This window comes from Paraburkholderia flava, assembly GCF_004359985.1.
Classification (GTDB): Bacteria; Pseudomonadota; Gammaproteobacteria; order Burkholderiales; family Burkholderiaceae; genus Paraburkholderia; species Paraburkholderia flava.
Map to the genome: position 1 here is coordinate 1,410,031 of NZ_SMRO01000002.1, position 24,492 is coordinate 1,434,522.

Below are 24,492 nucleotides of genomic sequence, written 5' to 3' on the forward strand. Positions count from 1 at the left end.
CAGCGGCCTAACGCACGAGCTAACGTGCGAGACCCCGACAGAAATCGACGATGCGCTGCGCACCTGTCGTGCATTCGTCGACGTCGGCGACCAGCGCCATCCGGACGAAGCCGCGACCCGGATTCGTGCCTTGCGCGGTGCGTGCGAGATACGAGCCCGGCAGAACCGTCACATTATAGTCGGCGTACAGGCGCCGGGCGAATTCGTCGTCCGCGAGGCCGGTGCGCGTCACGTCGGCCCACAGGTAGAACGCGGCGTCCGGCAACCGCACGTCGAGCACGTCGGCGAGCATCGGCGTGACGGTCGAGAACTTCTGCACGTACTTCGCGCGGTTTTCGCGCACGTGTTCCTCGTCGCTCCACGCGGCGACGCTCGCGGCCTGATAGACCGTCGACAGCGCGGTGCCGTGGTAGGTGCGGTACAGCAGGAATTTCGCGAGGATCGCTGCATCGCCGGCGACGAAGCCCGAGCGCATGCCGGGCACGTTCGAGCGCTTCGACAGACTCGACAGCATCACCAGACGCTCGAAGCCGCGACCGAGCCGGTGTGCCGCGTCGAGGCAGCCGAGCGGCGGATTCGCTTCGTCGAAGTAGATCTCTGAATAGCACTCGTCCGATGCGATCACGAAGCCGTAGCGGTCGGACAGCGCGAACAGCTCGCGCCAGTCGTCGAGCGTCAGCACTGCGCCGGTCGGGTTGCCCGGCGAGCACACGTACAGCAGCTGGATGCGCGCCCAGATGTCGGCGGGAATCGACGCGTAGTCGCACGCGAAGTTGCGCGCCGGATCGCTGTTCGCGAAATACGGCTGCGCACCGGCGAGCAGCGCGGCGCCTTCGTAGATTTGATAGAACGGGTTCGGGCAGAGTACGATCGCCGCCTCGCCGCCGACCCGACGCGACGGATCGATGACCGTTTGCGCCAGCGCGAACAGCGCCTCGCGCGAGCCCGCGACCGGCAGCACCTGGGTGAGCGGATCGACCGACGGCAGGTTGTAGCGTCGCATGACCCACTGCGCGATGGCCGTGCGCAATGCTTCGGAACCGAGCGTCGACGGATATGAAGCGAGGCCGCCGAGCGAATCGATCACGGCGTCGCGGATCAGCGCGGGCGTCGGGTGTTTCGGCTCGCCCATGCCGAAGCTGATGTGCGGCAACGCGGCCGGCGGCGTCGCGCCCTTGAACAGCGAGCGCAGCTTTTCGAACGGGTAGGGCTGGAGAGAGTCGAGTAGCGGATTCACGTGGGCGGTCGAGCTTGATGAAGACGGACGATAGGCAACGGGGGCGGGCGCGCGGCGAACCTGTAACGGGACTGCAGCGATGGCACACGCGGCGCATGAAAAACAGCGCGGGCGTAGCGTCTGCCGCAGTGCCCGCATGACTTCGCGATTATAGCGTGGCCTCGTGGGGCCGGGCCTGTGCGGCTGGTCGCCGATACGCGGACGCCGGGCCTGCCCGAGGCGGTCGAAAGCGCTCGCATTCCGCGCGGACGGCAGGCAGGATAGCGAACACGGCAACCGTCCTGCACGGGCCGCAGCAAGCAAACACTTTGGGATCGGAGCGGGCGTTGAAGCAAATCGCCGACACCGGTCGACACAGGAGAAACGGGTGGTGGTAATGGCAGTACTCTTCGGACCGGCAGCGGCACACGCCACGCACAACGCAACGCTCCGTCTGCGGAGCGCCGCATGACCCACCGCGCCTTACACGCGTGGCCCGTGCTCGCGATCATGCTCGGCGCGTCGGTCTGGGGCGTGATCTGGTATCCGCTGCGGATGCTCGCGGCGCTCGGCGTCAGCGGCACCGAGGCCAGCGCGCTGACCAGCGCAGCCGCGTTCCTGTGCGTGCTGATCGCGCGCCGCCGCGCACTCGCGACAGTCCGCTGGCACTGGCTCGTGCCGGCCCTCGGTTTCACATCCGGCATCACCAATCTCGGTTTCGTGTGGGGCACGATTCACGGCGAAGTGATGCGCGTGCTGCTGCTGTTCTATCTGACGCCCGCATGGACCGCGCTGTTCGCGCACTTCGTGCTGCGCGAGCGTCTGACGTGGACGACGGCCGGGCTCGCCGCGCTGTCGCTGACGGGCGCGATGCTGATGCTGTGGTCGCCGCGACTCGGCATGCCGATGCCCGGCAATCCCGCCGAATGGGCCGGCCTCGCGGCAGGCATGGGCTTCGCGATGAGCAACGTGCTGATCGTCAAGACGAGTCGCGTGCTGCCGGACATGAAGGCCGAGGTGCGCACCGCGACGATCTTCGGTGGCGCGGCGGTTTTCAGTTCGTGTGCGGTGTTGCTCGAGACCGTGTTCGCGCCTGCGGGTGCTGCCGCCAGTTTGCCGCTCGCGCATGTCGTGCAGCCTGGCTTTGCGGTGCTGCTGGTCCTGGCGCTCGGCTTCGTGCTCGCGTCGAACAACGTGCTCGTGCAGTACGGGCTCGCTCGGGTGGCCGCGAATCGCGCGTCGGTGGTGATGCTGTTCGAGATCGTCGTGACCGCGCTGTCCGCGTGGCTGTTCGCCGGCGAGACACCCGGTCCGCGCGAGTGGGCGGGCGGCGCGTGCATCGTGCTGGCGTCGCTGCTCGCGAGCTGGGCGCACCGGCGCGCACCCGTTATGCATGAAGGCGTGCAGGACGGTGAACAGGACATCACACAGAGCGATGCAGCGGACACAGCAACCCGCCGGGACCGCTCGCGTGCGATGGTATGATTCCCCATGCCCGCCGCAGCGCGCCTGATTGTGCGTATGCGGCGCCAGGTTCGCGGCGGGTCCGCGTGTCGTCTCGCCGGGTAGTCGAACGGCGCGGCCGGCCTCCGCGGTCCGTGTTCCTTTTCTCTTTTCAAACAGCGATATCGCCGTGCGTCTGACCTCGATCAAACTCGCTGGCTTCAAATCCTTCGTCGATCCCACGCATTTCCAGGTTCCGGGCCAGCTCGTCGGCGTGGTCGGTCCCAATGGCTGCGGCAAGTCGAACATCATCGATGCCGTCCGCTGGGTGCTGGGCGAATCGCGCGCATCCGAACTGCGCGGCGAATCGATGCAGGACGTGATCTTCAACGGCTCGACCGCGCGCAAGCCGGGTAGCCGGGCCAGCGTCGAACTCATCTTCGACAATGCCGACGGCCGTGCCGCCGGCCAGTGGGGCCAATACGCCGAAATCGCCGTCAAGCGCGTGCTGACGCGCGACGGCACGTCGAGCTACTACATCAACAACCTGCCGGCCCGTCGCCGCGACATCCAGGACATCTTCCTCGGTACCGGCCTCGGGCCGCGCGCGTACGCGATCATCGGGCAGGGGATGATCTCGCGGATCATCGAGGCGAAGCCCGAAGAGCTGCGCGTGTTCCTCGAAGAAGCCGCGGGCGTGTCGAAGTACAAGGAACGTCGTCGCGAGACTGAGAACCGTCTGCACGACACGCGTGAGAATCTGACGCGGGTCGAGGACATCGTCCGCGAACTCGGCGCGAATCTCGAAAAGCTCGAAGGGCAGGCGGTCGTCGCGACGAAGTTCAAGGAACTGCAGGTCGACGGCGAAGAGAAGCAGCGTCTGCTGTGGCTGCTGCGCAAGAACGATGCGGGCAACGAGCAGGAACGCCAGCAACGCGCGATCGAGCAGGCGCAGATCGACCTCGAAGCGCATACCGCGAAGCTGCGCGAAGTCGAAGCGCAACTCGAAACGCTGCGAGTTGCACACTACGCGGCCAGCGACGCGATGCAGGGTGCGCAGGGTTCGCTCTACGAAGCGAATGCCGAGGTGAGCCGGCTCGAGGCGGAGATCAAGTTCATCGTCGAGTCGCGTAATCGCGTGCAGGCGCAGATCGCGGCGCTGACCGCGCAGCGCGAGCAATGGCAGGCGCAGGCCGAAAAAGCGCGCGGCGATCTCGAAGAAGCCGAAGAACAACTGGCGGTCTCCGAAGAACTCGCCGCCGTCGCCGAAGAAAATGCAGCCGCGAAGCACGATGCGCTACCCGCACTCGAAGCGCGCTGGCGCGATGCGCAGACGCAGCTGAATGAAGAGCGCGGCAACATCGCGCAGACCGAACAGGGGCTGAAACTCGAAGCCGCGCATCAGCGCAATGCGGATCAGCAGCTGCAACAGCTGCAGCAGCGGCATGAGCGTCTGAAGTCGGAAGCCGGCGGTCTCGACGCACCGGACGAAGCGCAGCTCGAAGAGCAGCGCATGCAGCTCGCCGAGCAGGAAGAAATCCTCCACGACGCGCAGGCGCAACTCGCCGACGCGCAGGAAACGCTGCCGCGTCTCGACGCGGAGCGCCGCGCCGCGCAGGAGCGCGTGCAGGCCGAAAGCGCGTCGAACCATCAGCTCGACGCACGGCTCGCAGCGCTCAAACAGCTGCAGGAAAACGTCCAGACGGAAGGCAAGATCCAGCCGTGGCTCGACCGTCACGAACTGGGTGGGCTGCCGCGGCTGTGGAAGAAGCTGCACGTCGAACCGGGTTGGGAAACGGCGCTCGAATCCGTGCTGCGCGAACGGCTCGCCGCGCTCGAGGTATCGAACCTCGACTGGGTGAAGGCATTCGCCACCGACGCACCGCCCGCGAAGCTCGCGTTCTACTCGCCGCCTGCGGCAGGTGCCGCGCCGGAAACACCGTCTGCGCTCCGGCCGCTGCTGTCGCTCGTGCGCATCGACGACGCGGGTTTGCGCGCGGTCCTCAACGACTGGCTCGGCCGCGCGTTCGTCGCGGACGATCTGCAGCAGGCGCTCGCCGCACGCACGCAATTGCCGGAAGGCGGCTCGTTCGTCGTGAAGGCGGGGCATCAGGTGACGCGCGTCGGCGTGCAGCTGTATGCGGCCGATTCCGAGCAGGCCGGGATGCTCGCGCGTCAGCAGGAAATCGAGAACCTGACGCGCCAGGTGCGCGCGCAGGCGTTACTCGCGGAAGAAGCGCGCAGCGCGGCCATTCGTGCCGAAGCGGCGCACACGCAGGCATCGCAAACGCTGACCGACGTGCGTCAGCAGGCCGAGCGCGCGACGCAACGCGTGCATGCGCTGCAGATGGACGTGCTAAAGCTCGCGCAGGCACACGAGCGTTACACGCAGCGCAGCACGCAGATCCGCGAAGAGCTTGAGGAAATCACCGCGCAGATCGACGAGCAGCGCGCGCTGCGCGCCGAATCGGAAACGAACTTCGAACGGCATGACGCGCAGCTCGCCGAGTTGCAGGCGCGTTTCGAAGATAACCAGCTCGCGTTCGAAGCACTCGACGAAACCCTGAGCGCCGCGCGCGCCGAAACGCGCGACCTCGATCGTGCAGCCACCGATGCGCGCTTCGCTGCGCGCAACATGGCGAACCGGATCGACGAGCTGAAACGCAGCATCCAGATCGCGCACGAACAGAGCGAACGCGTTGCCGTATCGCTGGAAGACGCGCGCGCCGAACTCGAAACGATCAACCAGCAGACCGCGCACACCGGGCTGCAGGACGCGCTCGAAATCCGTGCAGCGAAGGAAGCCGCGTTGCAGGCCGCACGGCTCGAACTCGACGACCTCACCGCGAAGCTGCGTCAGGCCGACGAAACGCGTCTTACCGCCGAGCGCGCTTTGCAGCCGCTGCGCGACCGCATCACCGAACTGCAGTTGAAGGAACAGGCCGCGCGCCTGAACGCCGAGCAGTTCATCGAACAGCTGGAAGCAGCGGGCGTCGACGAGGCCGAGCTGCAGGCGAAGCTCACGCCGGACATGAAGCCCGCGTACCTGCAGGGCGAAGTCACGCGGATCAATAACGCGATCGCCGCGTTGGGTCCGGTGAACATGGCGGCGCTCGACGAGCTGAAGGCTGCGAGTGAGCGCAAGGCGTTCCTCGACGCGCAATCGGCCGACCTGACCAACGCAATCGACACGCTCGAAGACGCGATCCGCAAGATCGACCAGGAAACCCGCACGCTGCTGCAAGGCACGTTCGACGAGGTCAACCGGCATTTCGGCGAGCTGTTCCCGCGTCTGTTCGGCGGCGGCCAGGCGAAGCTCATCATGACCGGCGACGAAATTCTCGATGCCGGCGTCCAGGTGATGGCGCAGCCGCCGGGCAAGAAGAATTCGACGATTCACCTGCTGTCGGGCGGCGAGAAAGCGCTGACCGCGACTGCGCTCGTGTTCGCGATGTTCCAGCTGAATCCGGCGCCGTTCTGTCTGCTCGACGAAGTGGACGCGCCGCTCGACGACGCGAACACCGAGCGCTTCGCGAACCTCGTTCGCGCGATGGCGGAGAAGACGCAGTTCCTGTTCATCTCGCACAACAAGATCGCGATGGAAATGGCGCAGCAACTGATCGGCGTGACGATGCAGGAGCAGGGCGTGTCGCGGATCGTCGCAGTCGACATGGAAAGCGCGTCGGGATTCGTCCAGAATGCAGCCTGAAAGATGGCCTGAAACAATGCAGTTGAAACAGATGGCGCGATGCGCGTGAGAGCGTATATCGAGCAGATCGCGCGGCTCCACGAACGGGCCGTGCGGCGCCGATAAAAGCGCAGATAAAAAGGAATTGCTGATGGAGCGTGCATGGACGAGTTGACACTCGGTTTGATCGGCGCTGGCGCCGTGGTGGTCGGCGGCGTGGTGGCGTACAACGCATGGCAGGGCGCGAAGGTGCGTCGCCGGATGCCGCGGCCGATGCCGGCCGACGCGGCCAATGCTGCCGATGCGCTGGCCCGGGACGATCAGGCGGAACAGAGCCCGTTCATCGAACCGGCGCGGCCGACGGTCCGTCGCGAACCCGCGGCGGCCGGCCAACCGGACGCGCAGGCCGCACGCGTCGAACCGACGTTCGGCGCCGTTGCGCCGCTCGATACGCCCGCCGACATCCAGGCCGAGTCGACCGTGCCGAACGGTTTCCCCGACACGGCCGATGTGCCCCATGACGAACACGACGAACCGGTCGAACCGATCCTGCCCGCCGCGACGACGATCTCGTCGGCGCCGCCTGCGATCGTCGATCGTCGTATCGACTGCATCGTGCCGATCCGTCCGGCTGGCCCCGTTGCCGGTGACAAGGTGATTCCGTTCGCGCAGCGGCTGCGCCGCGCGGGCAGCAAGCCGGTGCATATCGAAGGCAAGCCCGAAGGCGGCGGCGCGTGGGAACTGCTGCAGAACGGCGTGCGTTACGAGGACCTGCGTGCGGCCGCGCAGCTGGCGAACCGCAGCGGTCCGCTGAACGAACTCGAATTCTCGGAGTTCGTCGCCGGCGTCCAGCAGTTCGCCGATGCGATCGACGCGGTGCCCGAATTCCCCGACATGCTCGAAACCGTGTCGATGGCGCGCGAGCTCGACGGCTTCGCCGCGCAGTGCGACGCGCAACTGTCGATCAACGTGATGTCCGACGGCGCGCCGTGGTCGGCGAACTACGTGCAGGCGGTCGCGTCGCAGGACGGGCTGCTGCTGTCGCGCGACGGTACGCGCTTCGTGAAGCTCGACGCAAAGCAGAGCCCGGTGTTCATGCTGCAGTTCGGCGATACCAACTTCCTGCGCGACGACCTGACCTACAAGGGCGGCCAGATGATCACGCTGGTGCTCGACGTGCCGGTCGCCGACGAAGACATCCTGCCGTTCCGGCTGATGTGCGACTACGCGAAATCGCTGGCTGAGCGGATCGGTGGACGGGTGGTCGACGATCAGCGTCGTCCGTTGCCGGAGACTGCGCTGCTCGCGATCGAGAAGCAGTTGATGACGCTGTACGCGAAGCTCGAGCAGGCGGGGATTCCGGCGGGGTCGCCGGCTACGCGGCGGTTGTTTAGCCAGTAATCGGGCTGGCGGCGGCGACTCGTGTCGCCGCCCGCGAGGCTGCCTTCTGCTCGCTGTTGGCTCACTTCTTACACGCTTCATTCACGCGGTGCTTTGCCCGACGGCTAGCCGGTGCGGTGACGCCGCGTGAGTTGCATCGTTGCAGTGCCACCCCGTGCCGACCCGACCCGGATCGCGTCACAGGGTCCGTCCGCCGCATTCAGCACCGTCCGCGCGCGCACCAACCCGGCCATTCGGCCGATGCCACAGCGCGCGCTTCCTGCGATAATCCAAAGTCCCACCATCCTCTGCGAACCGCTCACAGCATGGCCCGAACCAGTGCTTCCAGAACGGCATCGAGCGCCCCGGCCGAGCGGGCTATCCAGCTGCGCGCCGAGCTCGAACGCGCGAACCACGCGTACTACGTGCTCGATCAGCCGGAATTGCCCGATGCCGAGTACGACAGGCTCTTCAAGGAACTCCAGCAGATCGAGACCGAGCATCCCGATCTGATCACACCCGAATCGCCCACCCAGCGTGTCGGCGGCGAAGTGGCGCGCGGCTTCGAGCCGGTCGTCCACGATCTGCCGATGCTGTCGCTGAACAACGGTTTCGCTGATGAGGACATCGCCGCCTTCGACAAGCGCATCGCCGATGCGCTCGGCACGTCGCCGGTCGAATACGCGTGCGAATTGAAGTTCGACGGCCTCGCGATTTCGTTGCGTTATGTCGACGGCCGCTTCGTGCAGGCATCGACGCGCGGCGACGGTACGACCGGCGAGGACGTCACCGAAAACATCCGCACCGTCCGCTCGATTCCGCTCACGCTGAAGGGCAAACGCGTGCCGAAGGTGCTCGACGTGCGTGGCGAAGTGCTGATGTTCAAGCGCGACTTTGAACGGCTCAACGCGCGGCAGCGCGAGGCCGAACAACGCGAGTTCGCGAATCCGCGCAACGCGGCGGCCGGCAGTCTGCGGCAACTCGATTCGCGGATCACCGCGCAGCGTCCGCTGTCGTTCTTCGCTTATGGCATCGGTATGCTCGAAGGTATCGAAATGCCGGCGACGCATCGCGACATGCTCGACTGGTACGCGGAAATGGGCTTGCCGGTGAACGGCGAGCGCGCGGTCGTGCACGGCGCGGAAGGGCTGCTCGCGTTCTTTCATGCGGTCGGCGAGAAGCGCGAAGGGCTGCCGTACGACATCGACGGCGTCGTGTACAAGGTCAACCGGCGCGACGAGCAGGACAAGCTCGGTTTCGTGTCGCGTGCGCCGCGCTTCGCGCTCGCGCACAAGTTTCCCGCGCAGGAAGCGCTGACGAAACTGCTCGCGATCGACGTGCAGGTCGGTCGCACCGGCGCGATCACGCCGGTCGCGCGGCTCGAGCCGGTGTTCGTCGGCGGCGCGACGGTGACGAACGCGACGCTGCATAACGAAGACGAAGTGCGTCGCAAGGACATCCGCATCGGCGATACGGTGATCGTGCGGCGCGCCGGCGACGTGATCCCCGAGGTGGTCGGCGCGCTGCCCGACCGGCGCCCGGCCGACGCGCACGAGTTCGTGATGCCCACGCAGTGCCCGGTGTGCGGGTCGAGCATCGAGCGTCTGCCGGACGAAGCGATTGCACGCTGCACCGGCGGCCTCTTTTGTCCGGCGCAGCGCAAGCAGGCGTTATGGCATTTCGCGGCGCGTCGCGCGCTCGACATCGACGGGCTCGGCGAAAAGATCATCGATCAACTGGTCGATCAGAACCTCGTGCGCACGCCGGCCGATCTGTTCAACCTCGGCTTCTCGACGCTCGCCGCGCTCGATCGTTTCGCCGACAAATCCGCGCAGAACCTGCTCGACTCGCTCGACAAGGCGAAGCACACCACGCTCGCGCGCTTCATCTACGGGCTCGGTATCCGGCACGTCGGCGAATCGACCGCGAAGGATCTCGCGAAGCATTTCGGCTCGCTCGATCCGCTGATGAGCGCGTCGGTCGAGGAACTGCTCGAAGTGAACGACGTCGGACCAGTGGTGGCCGAAGCGCTGCATCAGTTCTTTGCCGAAGAGCACAACCGCACGGTGATCGAACAGCTGCGCGCACCTGGCCGCGTCACGTGGCCCGAGGGACCGCCGGCACCGAAGGCGCCGGTCGGCGTGCTGGCCGGCAAGACGGTGGTGCTGACCGGCACGTTGCCGAACCTGTCGCGTGAAGACGCGAAGGAAATGCTCGAGGCGGCCGGCGCGAAGGTCGCGGGCTCGGTGTCGAAGAAGACCGATTACGTGGTGGCCGGTGCGGAGGCGGGCAGCAAACTGGCGAAGGCCGAGGAACTCGGCATCCCCGTGCTCGACGAAGATGGTATGCGCACGCTCCTGGAGGGGCATTCAACATGATTCGCGAAATTCTCAAGATGGGCGATCCGCGTTTGCTGCGCATCGCCGCTCCGGTCGATCACTTCGACACACCCGAACTGCACGAACTCGTGAAGGACATGTTCGAGACGATGCACGACGCGAACGGCGCCGGGCTCGCGGCACCGCAGATCGGCGTCGATCTGCAGGTCGTGATTTTCGGCTTCGGCCATAACGAGCGCTATCCTGATGCGCCGCCGGTGCCCGAGACCGTGCTGATCAATCCGACCATCACGCCGGTGTCGCAGGACATGGAAGAGGGCTGGGAAGGCTGTCTGTCGGTGCCGGGGATGCGCGGCGCGGTGAGCCGCTTCTCGATGATCCGTTATCACGGCTTCGACCAGTACGGCACACCGATCGACCGCGTCGCCGAAGGGTTTCATGCGCGCGTTGTGCAGCACGAATGCGATCACCTGATCGGCAAGCTGTACCCGATGCGGATCACCGATTTCTCACAGTTCGGTTTTACTGAGGTTCTGTTTCCGGACCTCGATCCGAATAGCGACGATTGAGGGTGGCCGATGTAGCGGGGCATGGGTGTTTCGCTGCCTTGCTACTTCGATGTCTCGATGCGATAAAAAAGCCCGCGTTCAGACGCGGGCTTTTTTTGTTGCTGGAGCACGATCAGAACGACTCGTGCGGCTCCATATAACGCCATTGTCCCTGCGGTAACGAGCCGAGTGCGACATTGCCGATCCGAACGCGCTTGAGGCCGACGACCTGCAGGCCGACCGCCTCACACATCCGGCGGATCTGCCGCTTCTTGCCTTCGCGCAGCACGAAGCGCAACTGCTCGCCGTTCTGCCAGTCGACGAGCGCGGGTTTCAGCGGCACGTCGTCGAGCGACAGGCCGTGACGCAGCAACTCTAGACTCTCCGCCGGGAAGCGGCTCTCGACATCGGTGTCGACGTCGTCGTAAGTCACGCGGACGAGATACTCCTTGTCGACATCCGAATGCTCGCCGATCAACTGCTTCGCGACGCGGCCGTCCTGCGTCAGCACCAGCAGCCCGGTCGAATCGATGTCGAGACGACCGGCCGGCGCGAGCGCGCGCAGATGCACGTGCGCGAAGCGGATCGCGGAGCGGTCGCCGGCCCAGTGATGCTCCGGCGAGATCAGCGTGACCGCCGGCTCGTAGCCGTCTTCGGCCTGACCCGATACGTAGCCGACCGGCTTGTGTATGAGGATCGTGACCAGTCGCGCCTGAATGGCCTGCGCAGCGGGGTCGATCTCGATGCGCTGATCGGGATGGACCTTCGTGCCGAGCGTGTCGATCCGCACACCGTCGACGAGCACCCAGCCTTTCTCGATCCACTCGTCGGCTTCGCGGCGCGAGCAGAGGCCGAGTTCGGACATGCGCTTCGACAGGCGCAGCGTGCCCGGCGCGTCTTCGAAATCCTGCGGCTCTACGTGTTTTTTCGGCGCTTCGTCGGGCTCGCGGCGCGGGGCGCGGGGCTTTGCTGCGCGCGGGGCGTCGTCGTCGTTCTTGCGGGTGGTTGCACGAGGGGCGCGGGCCGGGCGATCGTCGGCCGATGCGCGCGGTGCGCGGGCTGGGCGGTCCTCGCGATCCCCGTATGTCGTGCTCTTTACCGGCTGCGCGAAGCGGCGTTCGCCGCGCGCGGGAGCGGCGCCGCGTTCGCTGGTCGAGCGCGGTGCGCGTGTGAAATCGCGATCGCGACTGCGCGGGGCGTCGGTGCGGTCGGCTGTGCTGCGTCGAGGGGCGTCGCTGGTGCGGCTGCGTTCGCCATCGACACGTCGGCGCGGTTCGTCGGAGCGGTTGCGTTCTCCGGCCGGACTGCGACGCTCCTTATCGAAACTTCCGCGCTCACCTTCGGCACGTCGGTGTGGTTCGGTGGAACGACTACGGTCGCGTGCGGGACCGCGACGTTCTGCGCCGAAACTTCCACGTTCGCCGTCAGCACGTCGACGAGGTTCGGTCGAGCGGCTACGTTCTCCTGCGGGACCGCGACGTTCCGCGCTGAAACTTCCGCGCTCACCGTCAGCACGCCCACGCGGTTCGGCGGAACGGCTGCGCTCTCCAGCAGGACCGCGACGTTCCGCGCTGAAACTTCCGCGCTCGCCATCGGCACGTCCACGGGGGGCGGCAGAGCGACTGCGTTCGCCATCGGGCCGCCGACGTTCTGCATCGAAGCGCCCACGCTCACCGTCGGCGCGTTTGCGCGGCTCATCGGTGCGGCTACGGTCGCCGCCGGGACGACGCTCCGCATCGAAGCGCCCACGTTCACCAGCAGGCTTCGGACGATCGCTATCGAAACGGCGCGGTGCGCCCTCCGCACGACGCGGCTTCGCGGACGCGTCGTCACGCGGGGGACGATCCTTCGCCGCGTAACGGGGTGATGCACCGGTCGCACTGCGGTCGGTCGGGCGGCGTTCGCGATCCGGTGCTGCGTCGGGACGCGGGCTTCGAGCGGCCGCACCGCCTGCGGACGGCGAACGCTCGCGTCGCGTATCGTCGCTGCCTGAGCGGGCAAACCCGCTTGCAGGGCGTTTACTGGCACCTGCACCTGCCGCACCTGTACGCGGCGCAGCACTTTTAGCCGCCGACGTTCTCGCCGGCGCGCCCTTTGCGGCAGCCCCTTTAGACCCGCCTTCGTTTGCAGACTTACCCGGCGCGGCGCGCACCGGTTTGCGTGCCGACGCGCTGCCGAAACGCACAGGGGCGCGTTCCGGCGTAGCCGGCCGCGGATGCTTCGCTGTCAATTTGACTCGCATGGAATCTCACACTGCGATCGCGCGCAGCAGTTCGGTTTCGACCTGAATTTGCAGGCGGTTGTCCGAGAGGCCGTATCCATCCAGCAGGAAAACGTCCTCGACGCGTTCGCCGAGCGTATTGATCCGCGCCGCGTGGACGCCGACCCGATGCTCGGCCAGCACGCGCGCGATCGAATACAGAAGGCCTGGCCGGTCGTTCGCCGACACGGACAGGATGTAGTACTGGCCGCGCTCGTCGGCCCGCAGGTCGACGCGCGGCGTAACGGGAAACGTACGCGAGAGTCGCGACAGGCGACCCTTCGACGGTTCCGGCAACAATGTGCCGCCGGCCGTCAGCCGGGCGGCGAGTTCCTGTTCGACCAGGTTCGCGATGTCGCGGTAATGCACGTCGCGCTCGGTGTGCGCGACGAGAAAATTGTCGAGCGCGTAGCCGTGCCGCGTCGTGCTGACGCGTGCATCGAGCACCGACAGTCCGTTGCGGTCGAAATACGCACAGATGCCGGCGAACAGGTCGGGGCGGTCCTGCACGTAGACGAGCACCTGCAGCGCTTCGCCGATCGGCGACGGCCGCGCGCGGACAAGCGGCGTCGGCGTATCGACGTAGCGGTACAGCACGCGGGTCTGCCACGCGATATCGGCGGCGTCGTGACGCAGGAAGTAGCCGACGTCGAGCTTGTCCCACAGCGCGCGATGCGCGTTCTCCGGCACCGTCTCGAGCCGCAGCAGCGTGAGCGCTTCTTCCTGACGCGACTTGAGTTCCGAATGCGCATCGGGACGCGCGCCGCCGAGCACTGCGAGCGTCGCGCGGTACAGGTCTTCGAGCAGCTTGCCTTTCCACGTGTTCCAGACCTTCGGGCTGGTACCGCGGATGTCGGCGACGGTCAGCAGATAAAGCGTGGTCAGCCGACGTTCGCTGCCCACCAGTTCCGCAAAACGCTTGATGACTTCCGGATCGCTCGTGTCCTGCTTCTGTGCGACCTGGCTCATCGTCAGATGATGCTCGACGAGCCACACGACGAGCGCCGAATCTTCCGCATTGATGTCGTGCTCGCGGCAGAAGCGGCGAGCATCGGCCATGCCGAGCTTCGAGTGATCGCCGCCGCGGCCCTTCGCGATGTCGTGGAAGAGCGCTGCCACGTAGAGCACCCACGGTCGCTCGAGGTTGGCGATCAGCTGGCTGCAGAACTGATACTCGTGTGCATGTTCGGCGACCGCGAAGCGGCGCAGATTGCGCAGCACCATCAGGATGTGCTGATCGACCGTGTAGACGTGATACAGGTCGTGCTGCATCTGTCCGACGATGCGCCGGAAGTTCAGCAGATAGCGGCCGAGCACGCTCGTCTGGTTCATCAGCCGCAGCGCGTGCGTGATGCCTTCCGGCTGCTGCAGGATTTCCATGAACTGACGGCGGTTCACCGGGTCGCGGCGCCAGTGCTGATCCATCGTGTCGCGCGCGTTGTAGAGCGCGCGCAGCGTGCGCGCGGACAGCCCTTTGACGCCACGGATTTTCTCGTACAGCAGGAACGCTTCGAGGATCGCCTGCGGTTCGCGTTCGAACACATCGTCGCTCGCGATTTCGAGCATGCCCTGCTTTTCGACGAAGCGGTCCGACAGCACGCGCGTGATGCCGCTCGTGTTCGGGAACAGCTGCGCCTCGGTGTTCTGGATCAGAATTGTAGTCAGCTGCGTGACGGCTTTTGCGGCCCAGTAGTAGCGGCGCATCAGCTGTTCGCTCGCGCGCTTCGCGGCCGTCGGCTCGTAACCGAAGCTGGCCGCGGTGGCATTCTGCAGATCGAAGACGAGGATGTCCTGACGACGTCCTGCAATCACATGCAACCGCGCGCGGAGGGTTTTCAGAAACGCTTCGTTGCGGCGCAGTTCGCGCGCTTCGCGGCCGGTGATCAGTCCGCGCGCATCGAGTTCGCGCCAGCTGCTGCCGAAGCCGGCCGCCTGCGTGACCCAGAGGATCAACTGCAGATCGCGCAGGCCGCCCGGACTTTCCTTGACGTTCGGCTCGAGCGAGTACGGCGTGTCCTGGAATTTCGCGTGGCGCTGGCGCATTTCCAGCACCTTCGCCTGGAAGAATGCACGCGGATCGAGTGCGTCGCGGTAGCGCTGCGCGAAGCCATCAGCGAGCGACGTGCTGCCGACGATGCGGCGTGCCTCGAGCAGCGAGGTTCGCACGGTGATGTCGTTGGCGGCTTCCTCGAGACATTGCTCGACCGTGCGCACGCTGCTGCCGAGTTCGAGCCCGAGGTCCCACGCGAGGCCGATGAAGCGCTCGAGACACCCCTCGATCTGCGGGCTCGGACCGTCGGGCAGCAGTACGAGGATGTCGATATCGGAGTAGGGCGCGAGTTCGCCGCGGCCATAGCCGCCGACGGCCAGCAGCGCGAGCGACGACGGCAACTCGCACGCGGCCCACGCGCCGCGCAACGCGGTATCGGTGAGACGCGCGAGCGAGCGCATCAGCGTGTCGACGTTGCCTGCCGTCCGGAAGCGTTCGAGTAGCGCGGTCTTGGCCGTCTTGTAGTCAGCCTTGAGCGACGTGGCACTGAACAGAGGAACAACCGGGACGCTACTCATGGGCACACGGCGGACGGGAAGCGGACGAGGGACGAAGGCGTCAGGCGGTCGCGGCGACGAGCGCCGGCCGGGCGGGCGTGCCGGCGGAGACCGTCAGCACGTCGTGACCGGTTTCCGTCACGAGGATGGTGTGTTCCCACTGCGCGGACAGGCTGCGGTCCTTGGTCTTCACGGTCCACTGATCGGGCATCGTGCGGATGTCGCGACGGCCCGCGTTGATCATCGGCTCGATCGTGAAGATCATGCCGGTCTGCAGTTCGAGACCGGTGCCGGGGCGACCGTAATGGAGAATTTGCGGATCTTCATGGAACACCGTGCCGATGCCGTGACCGCAGTATTCGCGCACGACGCTGTAGCCCTGCGCTTCCGCATGCCGCTGGATCGCATGGCCGATGTCGCCGAGATGCGCGCCGGGGCGCACCTGCTCGATGCCGAGCCACATGCATTCGTAGGTAGTCTGCACGAGCCGCTTCGCGAGAATCGATCCTTCGCCGACGATAAACATCCGGCTCGTATCGCCGAAGTAGCCGTTCTTGATCACGGTGATGTCGATGTTCAGCGCGTCGCCGTTTTTCAGCGTCTTCTCGCCGGGGATGCCGTGACAGATCACATCGTTGACGGAAATGCAGGTGGCTTTCGGGTACGGCGGATAGCCGGGCGGCTGGTAGTTGAGCGGCGCGGGCACCGTGCCCTGGTCGTTCAGCATGTATTCGTGACACAGGCGATCGAGTTCGGCAGTCGTGGCGCCCGCCTTGACGAACGGTGTGATGTAGTCGAGCACCTCGCTCGCGAGGCGGCAGGCGACGCGCATCTGCGCGATATCGTGTTCGTTTTTGATCGTAATAGCCATGTGACGTGCCTGAAATGCGGTCTATCTGGCGAATTATCGCACCATATCGAGGGTGCCGCTGGCTTTTGAAGGCCTTCGGACGATCCCGGAGCGGCGGTGATGGCCGCGCCTGCTGCGGCTCATCCCGGGCGATTGGGCGGCTTGAGCCGGCCGATAGTCCCGTGCTATAATCGAAGGCTAAGTCGCTCTCTGTTTTTACGGTTTGGATCGTCTCCGGTATCTCTGGATCGGTCACAGGCCAGCAGAAAAGCAAAGAGCGGCGGATGCGGTTCACGCGGCGGGCGCTTCCTGCGCCGCGCGGGCCGGAGAGCGTCGGGGCATGGAGTCCGTGGCCCGGCATCTCGAAGAAATACAGGCAGCACATTCGCAAGCCGGCGCACCCAGGGTGTCCGCGGCGTCGAGCCTTCGAGAGCGAAGGCCGCGCGGCAGATGCAGCAGCCGGTTTAAGACCCAACCCTCGCGGAGATTTACATGGCAGTTACCATGCGTCAAATGCTGGAAGCCGGTGTCCACTTTGGTCACCAGACGCGCTTCTGGAATCCCAAAATGGCCCCGTTCATTTTCGGCCATCGCAACAAGATTCACATCATCAACCTCGAAAAGACGCTGCCGATGTACAACGACGCGCTGAAGTACGTGCGTCAACTGGCAGCGAACCGCGGCACGATCCTGTTTGTCGGCACGAAGCGTCAATCGCGCGACACGATCGCCGAAGAGGCACAACGCGCCGGCATGCCGTTCGTCAACGCGCGCTGGCTCGGCGGCATGCTGACCAACTTCAAGACGCTGAAGGTATCGATCAAGCGCCTGAAGGACATGGAAGCATCGCTCGAGGCCGGTGAAACCGAACGCATGAGCAAGAAGGAAGCGCTGCTGTTCGAACGCGAAATGCTCAAGCTGCAGAAGTCGATCGGTGGCGTGAAGGACATGGGCGGCATTCCGGACGCGATCTTCGTGGTCGACGTCGGCTATCACAAGATTGCCGTGACCGAAGCGAACAAGCTCGGCATTCCGGTTATCGCAGTGGTCGATACGAACCACTCGCCGGAAGGCATCGACTACGTGATCCCGGGTAACGACGACGCGAGCAAGGCCGTTGCACTGTACGTGCAAGGCGCAGCCGACGCGATCCTCGAAGGCCGTGCGAACGCAGTGAACGAAGTGGTCCAGGCCGCACGCGGCGACGACGGCGACGAGTTCGTCGAGGTCAACGCGGAAGCGTAAGCGACCCCGCGACCGGCAAAAAAGGGGGCTTTCTACAGGCCCCCTTTTTTTAAGTCATGTCGCTTTGATAGCTTGACCGGCGGTGCAGAAAAATCGCACCACACGGAAACGAATTCTTGCCGTCGGCATCGAATGCGGACGGCGTGTGAAAGACAGACTCTAGGAGCAGACGATGGCGGCAATTACCGCAAGCATGGTGGCAGAACTGCGCGCGAAGACCGACGCGCCGATGATGGAATGCAAGAAGGCGCTGACGGAAGCCGACGGCGACATGGCGCGCGCTGAAGAGCTGCTGCGCGTGAAGCTGGGCAACAAGGCGAGCAAGGCTGCATCGCGTGTCACGGCTGAAGGCGTGATTTCGTCGTTCATCGGCGGCAACGCAGGTGCGATCGTCGAACTGAACTGCGAAACCGACTTCGTTTCGAAGAACGACGACTTCCTCACGTTCTCGAAGACCGTCGCTGAACTGGTCGCGAAGCAGAACCCGGCTGACGTCGCCGCTCTTGCAGCACTGCCGCTCGAAGGCCAGACCGTCGACGCCGTGCGTCTCGCGCTCGTCGGCAAGATCGGTGAAAACCTGTCGATCCGCCGCTTCGTGCGTTTCGAAACGTCGAACCAGCTGGCCGCGTATCTGCACGGCACGCGCATCGGCGTGCTGGTCGAGTACACCGGCGCGGACGAGCAGGTCGGCAAGGACGTCGCGATGCACATCGCCGCGATGAAGCCGGTCTCGCTGTCGTCTGACGAAGTGCCGGCCGATCTGATCGCGAAGGAACGCAGCATCGCCGAACAGAAGGCCGCCGAATCGGGCAAGCCGGCTGAAATCGTCGCGAAGATGGTTGACGGCAGCGTGCAGAAGTATCTGAAGGAAGTGTCGCTGCTGAACCAGCCGTTCGTGAAGAACGACAAGCAAACCATCGAACAGATGCTGAAGGCCGCATCGACGTCGGTGCAGAAGTTCGCGCTGTTCGTGGTCGGCGAAGGCATCGAGAAGCGTCAGGACGACTTCGCTGCCGAAGTCGCCGCACAGGTCGCTGCTGCAAAGCAACAATAAGCGTCGGCGCGTCATCGCGCGACGCAATCCTGGTCGTATCGTCGTACCCGCGGCGGGGCAAGAGCCTGCCGCGGACGGCAGCGCCGCAAGGTCTGCCGCGGGTTTGATCCTCGCGGCACGTCCGTCCCGAGAGGCCTCAGGGCCTATCAATTTGGCGACGCTTGCCGGAATCAGCGTTTCACCCCTACATTAGTTCCTTGTTGTTGCCCCTAGTTGCCCCGTTCCGCGCGATCTGGATACCTCTATGCCCACTGCCTACAAACGCGTTCTCCTCAAACTTTCCGGTGAAGCTCTGATGGGCGAGGATGCTTTCGGCATCAATCGCGCAACGATCGAAGGCATGGTGGCGGACGTGGCCGAGGTAGTGCGGCTGGGCACGCAGCTCGCCGTCGTGATCGGCGGGGGCAATATCTTCCGCGGTGTCGCGGGCGGCGCAGCCGGTATGGACCGTGCGACGGCGGACTACATGGGGATGCTTGCCACGATGATGAACGCGCTCGCGCTGCAGGACGCAATGCGTCATGCGGGCATCGAGGCGCGCGTGCAGTCCGCGCTGCGGATGGATCAGGTCGTCGAGCCGTACATCCGGCCGCGCGCGATCCGTCAGCTCGAGGAAGGTAAGGTCGTGATCTTCGCGGCCGGCACGGGCAATCCGTTCTTCACGACCGATACTGCCGCCGCGTTGCGCGGTTCGGAAATCGGCGCGGAAGTCGTGCTGAAGGCGACCAAGGTGGACGGCGTCTATTCGGCCGATCCGAAGAAAGACCCGACCGCGACGCGCTACACGACGATCAGCTTCGACGAAGCGATCGGCCGTAACCTGCAGGTGATGGACGCCACCGCGTTCGCGCTGTGCCGCGACCAGAAGCTGCCGATCCGCGTGTTCTCGATTCTCAAGGCAGGCGCGCTCAAACGCATCATCATGGGTGAGGACGAAGGCACGCTCGTCCACGTGTAAACTCGCTGTCGGAAATTGTGGGTTCGAACGCGGGCAAGAGCCGCCGCTTGATGCGCGCAGGCCAGCCCGCACCGTTTTGAAGGTCCGGAGGTTCAAACATGTCTGTAGCTGACGTCAAGAAGGGCGCTGAGCAGAAAATGCAGCGCTCGATCGATGCATTCAAGAACGATCTGTCGAAGATCCGCACAGGCCGTGCGCACACCGGTCTGCTCGATCACATCCAGGTCGATTACTACGGTTCGCCGGTGCCGATCTCGCAGGTCGCGAACCTGACGCTCGTCGATGCGCGCACGATCGGCGTGCAGCCGTGGGAAAAGAAGATGGTGCAGGTCGTCGAAAAGGCGATCCGCGAATCGGATCTCGGACTGAATCCGGCCACCGCCGGCGACCAGATCCGCGTGCCGATGCCCGCGCTCACCGAAGAGCGTCGTCGCGAATTGACGAAGGTCGTCAAGAGCGAAGGCGAAACGGCCAGGGTCGCCGTGCGCAACCTGCGCCGCGACGCGAACGAGCAGTTGAAGAAGCTCGTGAAGGACAAGGAAATTTCCGAAGACGACGAGCGTCGCGCAGGTGATGACGTGCAGAAGCTGACGGACCGTTTCGTCAGCGAGATCGAAGCGCTCGTGCAGTCGAAAGAAGCCGAGATCATGAAGGTGTGATGCCTCGGGCATCGCACCTTCAAGGTCCTCACTTCTTTATTTGCAGCCACTGTCCCGACGGCCATGACCTATACCAGCTCAACCGTGCACGTGCCTGACGTCGCATCGGTGCCGCGACATATCGCGATCATCATGGACGGCAACGGCCGTTGGGCGACGCAGCGTCGTTTGCCGCGCGTGGCGGGTCATACGCGCGGCGTCGACGCGGTGCGCGCAACCGTCGAGGCATGCGCGCGCCAGGGCGTCGAATACCTGACGCTGTTCGCGTTCAGCTCGGAGAACTGGCGTCGCCCGAACGACGAAGTATCGTTCCTGATGCGCCTCTTCGTCACCGCGCTCGAACGCGAGGTCGGCAAGCTGCACGCGAACGGGATCCGCTTGCGTGTGGTCGGCGATCTGTCGATGTTCGACCGCCGCATCCAGGATCTGATTCGCCGTGCGGAAACCAAGACCGCGCGCAACACGCGTCTCACGCTGACCATCGCCGCGAACTACGGCGGCCGCTGGGACATCATGCAGGCCACCCGCAAGCTCGCCGAGCAATCGGCGCAAGCGGGCGAGGCAGTAGAGATCAGCGAGGAATCGTTCGCCGAGCATCTGGCGATGGCCTATGCGCCCGAGCCCGATCTCTTCATCCGGACCGGCGGCGAGCAACGCGTCAGCAACTTCCTGCTGTGGCAGCTCGCGTACACCGAGTTCTATTTCACCGACACCTTCTGGCCGGATTTCGATGCCGACGCGCTCGGCCGCGCGATGGCGTCCTATACCGAGCGCGAGCGCCGTTTCGGCCGTACGAGCGCCCAGCTCGAGCCGCAATCGCAAAACGCCGATTCGCTTCCATGCTAAAGACCCGTGTCATCACGGCGGTCGTCCTGCTGGCGATCTTCCTGCCGGTCACGCTGTTCGCGCCGGTCGGCGCATTCGGCGCACTGATCGCATTCGTCGTCGTATTCGCCGCGTGGGAATGGGCGCGTCTGCTGAAGCTCGGCGGCGCGGGCCCGATCGTCTATGCGCTGATCGCCGCGGTCGCACTGGTCGCGAGCACGCGGCTCGGCACTGGCCTGCAGTCACCGCGGCCGCTGTTCCAGGCGGCTGCCGTGTTCTGGGTGCTGGCCGGTCCGTTCGTGCTGCTGCGCAAGCCGACGCTCGCCGAAGGCGCATGGCGTCCGTTCCTGTTCCTCGCGGGCATCGTCGTGTTCGTCGCGTGCTGGCATGCGCTTGTCGCCGCGCGTATCGCCGGTGTGCCGTTCGTTCTGTCCCTGTTGCTTCTGGTCTGGCTCGCCGACATAGGCGCATACTTTGCCGGGAAAGCGTTCGGCCGCCACAAGCTGGCGCCGTCGATCAGTCCCGGCAAGACTTGGGAAGGCGCGGTCGGCGGCTGGCTGGCGGTGATGATCGTCGCGGTCCTCGCGGTGGCCGTACACACGTTCGATCCGACGCTGTACTCTGCGCTTTACGCGCAAATGGGCGGCCTGCGGACGCTCGTGGCGCTGACCGTGCTGGTCGCGTTCAGCGTCATCGGCGACCTGTTCGAATCGATGCTGAAACGACAGGCCGGCGTGAAGGATTCCAGCGGTCTGCTGCCGGGACACGGCGGCGTACTCGATCGCATCGATGCATTGCTGCCGGTGCTGCCACTCGCAATGCTGCTGCTTGGCTAGAGCCGCTCGGCTAGAGAAAGATACATGCAAAAACGTCTGACATTGCTCGGTTCCACGGGCTCGATTGGAGACAGCACGCTCGACGTCGTCGCGCGTCATCCCGAGCGCTTTTCGATCTACGCGCTGACCGCGCACCGTAACGGCGACAAGCTCGTCGAGCAGTGCCTGCGCTTTGCACCCGAAGTCGCGGTGGTCGGCGATGCCGCCACGGCCGCACAGGTCGCGGCGAAGCTGCGTGCCGCAGGCAGCCGCACCGAGGTGACGTACGGGGCCCAGGCGCTCGTCGACGTATCGGAAAGCGCGCAGTGCGACACCGTCGTCGCGGCGATCGTCGGCGCGGCCGGTCTTGCACCGACGCTGGCAGCCGCGCGCGCCGGCAAGCGCATCCTGCTCGCGAACAAGGAAGCGCTGGTGATGTCCGGCGCGATCTTCATGGACGCGGCACGCGACCATGGCGCGATCCTGCTGCCGGTCGATAGCGAACACAACGCGATTTTCCAGTGCCTGCCGCGCGAAGCCGCGCAGCACGGCGGCGTATCAAAGATCATCCTGACCGCGTCGGGCGGCCCGTTCCGCACCCGCGAACCGTCGTCGCTGATCGACGTCACGCCCGACGAAGCCTGCAAGCATCCGAACTGGTCGATGGGTCGCAAGATCTCGGTCGACTCGGCAACGATGATGAACAAGGGTCTCGAAGTAATCGAGGCGCACTGGCTGTTCAATCTGCCGGGCGACCGGATCGACGTGCTGATCCATCCGCAGAGCGTGATCCACTCGATGGTGTCGTATGTGGACGGCTCGGTGCTCGCGCAGCTCGGCAACCCGGACATGCGTACGCCGATCGCGCATGCGCTCGCGTTTCCCGAGCGCGTCGACTCCGGCGTCGCGCAGCTCGATCTCGTCGAGGTCGCGTCGCTGTCGTTCGAGAAACCCGATTACACGCGCTTCCCGTGCCTCGCGCTCGCGATGAAAGCGCTCGCCGAAGGCGGCGTCGCGAGTGCCGCACTGAATGCGGCGAACGAAGTCGCGGTCGAAGCGTTCCTCGATCGCCGCATCGGCTTCATGGCGATTGCGCAGGTGGTCGACTCGGTGCTGAACGCGCTGCCGAACCGCAGCGCCGCGAGCCTCGACGATGTACTCGACGCCGACGCGGCCGCGCGCCGCGCTGCAGCCGGCATCATCGCCGGGCTGCCTGCGGGCGCTCATCGCACGGAACGCGTCGTCCAGTGATCCAGTGAGCCCGCGATGAATCTGCTGATCGAAATCCTGGCGTTCGTCGTAGCGATCGGCGTCCTGGTCGTCGTGCACGAGTTCGGCCACTACAGCGTCGCGCGGTTGTGCGGCGTGAAAGTGCTGCGCTTCTCGATCGGCTTCGGGCGTCCGCTGGTTCGCTGGGTGAGCCGCAAGACCGGCACCGAATGGACGATCGCGGCGTTGCCGCTCGGCGGCTACGTGAAGATGCTCGACGAGCGCGAAGAGGGCACGCCGATTCCCGTCGACGATTTGCCGCAGGCGTTCAACCGGCAGTCGGTCGGCAAGCGGATCGCGATCGTCGCAGCCGGGCCCATTGCCAATTTCATCCTTGCCATTGTGCTGTTCGCGCTGGTGTTCGCGACCGGCGTCACCGAACCGGCTGCGATCGTCGCGGCACCGGCGGCGAACACGCCTGCCGCGCTCGCGGGTTTCGACGGCGGCGAGACGGTGGTCTCCGTGCGCGATGCGGACAATGCGGACGGTGGCGCTACGTCGACGGTGCGTTCGTGGTCCGATCTGCGCTGGAAACTGCTCGGTGCGGCGTTCGATCATCGTCGCGTGATTCTCAGCGCGAAGGACGCGCACGGCACCTTCGATTTCCCTGTCGATCTGCGCAACGTGTCCGACAAGGACGTCGACGACGACTTCATGTCGCGCATCGGCTTCGAGCCGGGCGGCGGCACGCTGTCGGTGGCGGGCGTACAGGCGGGCAGCGCGGCGCAGAAAGCGGGGCTGCTGGCCGGCGACCGCGTGCGTGCGATCGATGGCCGCGCCGTCGACAACGCCACCGCTTTCATCGCGACGATCAAGTCGCACGCGGGCCGGGCCGTCACGTTGCAGGTCGAGCGCGGCGCGCAGGGGAACACACAGGGCACGCTCCAGAACATCACGATCGTTCCGGTCGCGCAGCGCGACGACGCGACCGGCCACGACGTCGGCCGTATCGGCGCAGAGCTGGCCACCCAGGTGCCGTCGCTCGAAGTCCGCTACGGTCCGCTCGAGAGCGTCGAACTCGGCGCGCGCCGCACGTGGGACCTGAGCGTGTACTCGTTGCGGATGTTCGGACGGATGATCGTCGGCGAGGCGTCGTTGAAGAATCTGTCCGGTCCGGTGACGATCGCCGACTACGCAGGCAAGAGCGCGCGTCTCGGACCATCGGCGTTTTTATCGTTCCTCGCACTCGTCAGTATTAGCCTCGGTGTGCTTAACCTGTTACCAATTCCGGTATTGGACGGGGGGCATCTGTTATATTATTTGGTTGAAGCTGTAACCGGCAAAGCTGTATCCGATCGCTGGCAGCTCGTTCTGCAGAGAGCGGGACTCGCCTGCATCGTCGCATTGTCGGCGATCGCGCTTTTCAACGATCTGGCTCGTTTAATCCATTTTTAAA

The 24,492-nt window shown here is 65.3% G+C and carries 18 protein-coding genes; 13 read left to right on the top strand and 5 right to left on the bottom strand.

What is annotated here, in order from left to right; translation table 11 throughout:
- Positions 1 to 19: 19 nt before the first annotated feature.
- Positions 20 to 1,237, bottom strand: a complete 1,218-nt coding sequence (gene dapC / locus E1748_RS17765) for a succinyldiaminopimelate transaminase (protein WP_133648477.1) — start codon at positions 1,235 to 1,237, stop codon at positions 20 to 22.
- Positions 1,238 to 1,684: 447 nt separating this feature from the next.
- On the opposite strand from dapC, the gene E1748_RS17770 reads away from it, so the two are divergent.
- The 5 genes from E1748_RS17770 to def all read left to right on the top strand — a co-directional run bounded on the left by E1748_RS17770 (position 1,685) and on the right by def (position 10,635).
- Positions 1,685 to 2,701: a DMT family transporter gene (locus tag E1748_RS17770; protein ID WP_133648478.1), complete on the top strand. Its 1,017-nt coding sequence runs from the start codon at positions 1,685 to 1,687 to the stop codon at positions 2,699 to 2,701.
- 148 nt (positions 2,702 to 2,849) lie between these two features.
- The gene (smc, locus tag E1748_RS17775) at positions 2,850 to 6,368 is read left to right on the top strand and encodes a chromosome segregation protein SMC (protein ID WP_133648479.1); all 3,519 of its coding nucleotides are present in this window, start codon (positions 2,850 to 2,852) and stop codon (positions 6,366 to 6,368) included.
- Positions 6,369 to 6,509: 141 nt separating this feature from the next.
- Positions 6,510 to 7,748: a cell division protein ZipA C-terminal FtsZ-binding domain-containing protein gene (locus E1748_RS17780; protein WP_133648480.1), complete on the top strand. Its 1,239-nt coding sequence runs from the start codon at positions 6,510 to 6,512 to the stop codon at positions 7,746 to 7,748.
- A 305-nt stretch (positions 7,749 to 8,053) separates the two neighbouring features.
- Positions 8,054 to 10,105: an NAD-dependent DNA ligase LigA gene (gene ligA, locus E1748_RS17785; protein ID WP_133648481.1), complete on the top strand. Its 2,052-nt coding sequence runs from the start codon at positions 8,054 to 8,056 to the stop codon at positions 10,103 to 10,105.
- Positions 10,102 to 10,635, top strand: a complete 534-nt coding sequence (gene def, locus E1748_RS17790) for a peptide deformylase (RefSeq protein WP_133648482.1) — start codon at positions 10,102 to 10,104, stop codon at positions 10,633 to 10,635. The genes ligA and def overlap by 4 nt, the downstream gene beginning before the upstream one ends.
- A gap of 112 nt (positions 10,636 to 10,747) precedes the next feature.
- Here the strand turns inward: def and E1748_RS32015 are convergent, their stop codons facing one another.
- The 4 genes from E1748_RS32015 to map form a co-directional block, all read right to left on the bottom strand.
- Complete coding sequence (locus E1748_RS32015) at positions 10,748 to 11,497, bottom strand: pseudouridine synthase (protein ID WP_338119599.1); 750 nt, start codon at positions 11,495 to 11,497, stop codon at positions 10,748 to 10,750.
- A 212-nt stretch (positions 11,498 to 11,709) separates the two neighbouring features.
- On the bottom strand, positions 11,710 to 12,312 hold the full coding sequence (locus E1748_RS32020; protein WP_338119601.1) for a hypothetical protein: 603 nt from the start codon (positions 12,310 to 12,312) through the stop codon (positions 11,710 to 11,712).
- A 550-nt stretch (positions 12,313 to 12,862) separates the two neighbouring features.
- Positions 12,863 to 15,442 carry a [protein-PII] uridylyltransferase gene (locus E1748_RS17800; RefSeq protein WP_133648484.1) on the bottom strand — a complete coding sequence of 860 codons (2,580 nt, stop codon included), beginning with the start codon at positions 15,440 to 15,442 and terminating at the stop codon, positions 12,863 to 12,865.
- Between the two features lie 40 nt (positions 15,443 to 15,482).
- Entirely contained in the window at positions 15,483 to 16,292 is an 810-nt protein-coding gene (gene map / locus E1748_RS17805; RefSeq protein ID WP_133648485.1) for a type I methionyl aminopeptidase, read from the bottom strand.
- A gap of 471 nt (positions 16,293 to 16,763) precedes the next feature.
- Between map and rpsB the strand changes: the two genes are divergently transcribed.
- The 8 genes from rpsB (at position 16,764) to rseP (ending at position 24,491) form a co-directional block, all read left to right on the top strand.
- A complete protein-coding gene (gene rpsB, locus E1748_RS17810) occupies positions 16,764 to 17,516 on the top strand; it encodes a 30S ribosomal protein S2 (RefSeq protein WP_133648486.1) in 753 nt (250 codons plus the stop codon).
- A 172-nt stretch (positions 17,517 to 17,688) separates the two neighbouring features.
- Positions 17,689 to 18,570: a translation elongation factor Ts gene (gene tsf / locus E1748_RS17815; protein WP_133648487.1), complete on the top strand. Its 882-nt coding sequence runs from the start codon at positions 17,689 to 17,691 to the stop codon at positions 18,568 to 18,570.
- Between the two features lie 244 nt (positions 18,571 to 18,814).
- The gene (pyrH, locus tag E1748_RS17820; protein WP_133648488.1) at positions 18,815 to 19,528 is read left to right on the top strand and encodes a UMP kinase; all 714 of its coding nucleotides are present in this window, start codon (positions 18,815 to 18,817) and stop codon (positions 19,526 to 19,528) included.
- 98 nt (positions 19,529 to 19,626) lie between these two features.
- Positions 19,627 to 20,187, top strand: a complete 561-nt coding sequence (gene frr / locus E1748_RS17825) for a ribosome recycling factor (protein ID WP_133648489.1) — start codon at positions 19,627 to 19,629, stop codon at positions 20,185 to 20,187.
- A 63-nt stretch (positions 20,188 to 20,250) separates the two neighbouring features.
- Entirely contained in the window at positions 20,251 to 21,033 is a 783-nt protein-coding gene (gene uppS, locus E1748_RS17830; RefSeq protein ID WP_133648490.1) for a polyprenyl diphosphate synthase, read from the top strand.
- Entirely contained in the window at positions 21,027 to 21,848 is an 822-nt protein-coding gene (locus E1748_RS17835; RefSeq protein WP_133648491.1) for a phosphatidate cytidylyltransferase, read from the top strand. The genes uppS and E1748_RS17835 overlap by 7 nt, the downstream gene beginning before the upstream one ends.
- Positions 21,849 to 21,872: 24 nt before the next feature.
- Positions 21,873 to 23,078, top strand: coding sequence for a 1-deoxy-D-xylulose-5-phosphate reductoisomerase (locus E1748_RS17840; protein ID WP_133648492.1), 1,206 nt, complete (start codon positions 21,873 to 21,875; stop codon positions 23,076 to 23,078).
- Between the two features lie 15 nt (positions 23,079 to 23,093).
- The gene (gene rseP / locus E1748_RS17845) at positions 23,094 to 24,491 is read left to right on the top strand and encodes an RIP metalloprotease RseP (RefSeq protein WP_133648493.1); all 1,398 of its coding nucleotides are present in this window, start codon (positions 23,094 to 23,096) and stop codon (positions 24,489 to 24,491) included.
- Position 24,492: the final 1 nt, after the last annotated feature.

Excerpts from the sequence above, each read along its gene's own strand:
- E1748_RS17770 (WP_133648478.1), top strand. The coding sequence starts at position 1,685 with ATGACCCACCGCGCCTTACACGCGTGGCCCGTGCTCGCGATCATGCTC.
- E1748_RS17780 (WP_133648480.1), top strand. The coding sequence starts at position 6,510 with ATGGACGAGTTGACACTCGGTTTGATCGGCGCTGGCGCCGTGGTGGTC.
- ligA (WP_133648481.1), top strand. The coding sequence starts at position 8,054 with ATGGCCCGAACCAGTGCTTCCAGAACGGCATCGAGCGCCCCGGCCGAG.
- def (WP_133648482.1), top strand. The coding sequence starts at position 10,102 with ATGATTCGCGAAATTCTCAAGATGGGCGATCCGCGTTTGCTGCGCATC.
- E1748_RS32020 (WP_338119601.1), bottom strand. The coding sequence starts at position 12,312 with ATGAGCCGCGCAAACGCGCCGACGGTGAGCGTGGGCGCTTCGATGCAG.
- E1748_RS17800 (WP_133648484.1), bottom strand. The coding sequence starts at position 15,442 with ATGAGTAGCGTCCCGGTTGTTCCTCTGTTCAGTGCCACGTCGCTCAAG.
- map (WP_133648485.1), bottom strand. The coding sequence starts at position 16,292 with ATGGCTATTACGATCAAAAACGAACACGATATCGCGCAGATGCGCGTC.
- rpsB (WP_133648486.1), top strand. The coding sequence starts at position 16,764 with ATGGCAGTTACCATGCGTCAAATGCTGGAAGCCGGTGTCCACTTTGGT.
- tsf (WP_133648487.1), top strand. The coding sequence starts at position 17,689 with ATGGCGGCAATTACCGCAAGCATGGTGGCAGAACTGCGCGCGAAGACC.
- pyrH (WP_133648488.1), top strand. The coding sequence starts at position 18,815 with ATGCCCACTGCCTACAAACGCGTTCTCCTCAAACTTTCCGGTGAAGCT.
- frr (WP_133648489.1), top strand. The coding sequence starts at position 19,627 with ATGTCTGTAGCTGACGTCAAGAAGGGCGCTGAGCAGAAAATGCAGCGC.
- uppS (WP_133648490.1), top strand. The coding sequence starts at position 20,251 with ATGACCTATACCAGCTCAACCGTGCACGTGCCTGACGTCGCATCGGTG.
- E1748_RS17835 (WP_133648491.1), top strand. The coding sequence starts at position 21,027 with ATGCTAAAGACCCGTGTCATCACGGCGGTCGTCCTGCTGGCGATCTTC.
- E1748_RS17840 (WP_133648492.1), top strand. The coding sequence starts at position 21,873 with ATGCAAAAACGTCTGACATTGCTCGGTTCCACGGGCTCGATTGGAGAC.
- rseP (WP_133648493.1), top strand. The coding sequence starts at position 23,094 with ATGAATCTGCTGATCGAAATCCTGGCGTTCGTCGTAGCGATCGGCGTC.